Raw genomic sequence first — 657 nt, forward strand, 5'->3', positions numbered from 1 at the left:
CGACGTTGATAGGTTGGGTGTGTAAGCGCTGTGAGGCGTTGAGCTAACCAATACTAATTGCCCGTGAGGCTTGACCATATAACACCCAAGCAATTTGCTAGCGCAGATTGCGGTGGTGAAGACGAAACGAACCGAAAGTTCGCAACATCACAAATATCGCATATCCGAATTCGCTAGGCTGTCCAACAGGACATTCTGGCAACAGAATTTCTTGACGACCATAGAGCATTGGAACCACCTGATCCCATCCCGAACTCAGTAGTGAAACGATGCATCGCCGATGGTAGTGTGGGGTTTCCCCATGTGAGAGTAGGTCATCGTCAAGATTCATTTCGCAAAACCCCTATCTGCACATGCAGGTAGGGGTTTTGTCTTTAAGTAGAAGCTATCGCTTCTCCTGGTAGGCTGAACGCCAACCGGTGGTGGTAAAAAGGTGGTTGACAGCGTTTTTGAATGCTGTATTATTCACCTCCCGCGACGAGAGATCGAAGCGAGTTAAGTATTTGAAGCTAAACGAGTTTCTCGCAAAAAACTTCAAAATAAACGCTTGACAGGCCCTGAGGAAAGCGTAGAATGCGCGCCTCGGTTGAGACGAAAAGCTCTTAACCAAACGCTCTTTAACAAATCGAATCAAGCAATTCGTGTGGGTGCTTGTGA

Annotated in this window: 2 rRNA genes; both read left to right on the top strand. The window is 47.3% G+C overall.

What is annotated here, in order from left to right:
• Window positions 1-78 (top strand): 23S ribosomal RNA (locus tag CAF78_RS27520); the annotation flags it as partial.
• A gap of 132 nt (window positions 79-210) precedes the next feature.
• Window positions 211-326, top strand: a 5S ribosomal RNA gene (gene rrf, locus CAF78_RS27525).
• Window positions 327-657: the final 331 nt, after the last annotated feature.

This window comes from Pseudomonas sp. R28(2017) (genome assembly GCF_002112505.1).
Taxonomy (GTDB): Bacteria; Pseudomonadota; Gammaproteobacteria; order Pseudomonadales; family Pseudomonadaceae; genus Aquipseudomonas.